This is a genomic window from Paenibacillus sp. 01T422 (genome assembly GCF_056398785.1).
The window spans coordinates 1-1,261 of the sequence record NZ_JBFTQB010001299.1; the positions used below are offsets into that span (position 1 = coordinate 1).

Genomic DNA, 1,261 nt, shown 5'->3' on the forward strand with positions numbered 1-1,261 from the left:
CCTCAAGGCCATATCCACATCGGCACGACGACCTCAATTGCCATGCAAATTTTACCACGGGTGCTTTCTTATTTCCAAGACCAATTCCCTTTGATCAAAACGACCATTCACTCCATGACATCTTCGCAAATTATGACCTCTGTTGAGAATAGTCAAATCGATATCGGGATTACTTATTTATTCGAGAAAAATCAAGCCTTAGAAACATCCGTGCTATATTACGACAATTTCGAGCTCGTTGTATCAACGCAGCACCCGCTCAGCCGATTCGCCCATATATCCATTGAAAAGTTGCGCAATATTTCATTCATCATGCTTTCTCCAGAAACCGCCGGGCGACGCTTTGTCGACCAAGTTTTCAAAAACTACGACGTCTCACCGCATATTGTGATGGAGCTGTCCAGCAGTGAAGAAGTGAAGCGGATGGTCGAGTTGAATCTCGGCGTCGCCATCATTTCCAAGCTGTCTGTAGCGGATGAACTGCGGCACGGCACATTGAAAATAGTAAAAGTAAATGAGTTGGATATTACCCATCCTGTAGGTGTAGTATATAAGTCGGGACGTTACTTAAATTCTGCCATGCAGCAATTCCTTCGAGATTTAAAAGGTATGCCGGAAACCCAATTTCTTGGCTCAGAATAATTAACAGGCTTAGGAGGTATTATCGTATGAAATTCGACCTACATACCCATCACGACCGATGCGGGCACGCCCAGGATAAAATTCGCGACTATATCGAAGCCGCCATTTCTGGTGGTTTGAAGGCGATTGGGATCTCAGACCACTCTCCTTATTTCGGAAGTCCGGAAGATCACGCACAACCTTTAATCGCCATGGCCAAAAGCGAATTTCCCCGATACATCGAGGAAGTGCTTCAGCTAAAAAAAGAATACGAAGGTAAAATTGATGTACTGTTAGGCGTAGAATCCGATTATTTCCCTGAGCACGCTGACATTTATCGTCAAGAGTATGCCAAATACCCCTTCGACTACATTATAGGTTCTGTGCACTTGTCTGGCGGTGTCAGCATCTTCAATCGCAACAGATGGAAGGATTTGAATGATGCCCAGAAGATCGAGCAAAAAGAAGAGTACTATCGTCTTATTGCAGAATCCGCTCGCTCCGGCATGTTCAACATCCTTGGGCATATTGACGCTATGAAAGGTTTCTACCCAGCTTTCTCTGACATCCCAACACCAGCCGTCAACGAAACGTTGAAAGTTATTGGCGAGTCCGGTGTAGCCATCGAGATCAATACGTC

Annotated in this window: 2 protein-coding genes; both read left to right on the plus strand. The window is 45.0% G+C overall.

Annotated elements, in window-relative coordinates; all coding sequences use genetic code 11:
• Positions 1 to 642 (plus strand): LysR family transcriptional regulator substrate-binding protein (locus AC1DUA_RS38170; RefSeq protein ID WP_477504657.1); only part of this gene is annotated, 642 nt, incomplete at its 5' end.
• A gap of 26 nt (positions 643 to 668) precedes the next feature.
• A partial coding sequence (locus AC1DUA_RS38175; RefSeq protein ID WP_477504658.1) for a histidinol-phosphatase occupies positions 669 to 1,261 on the plus strand: 593 nt, incomplete at its 3' end.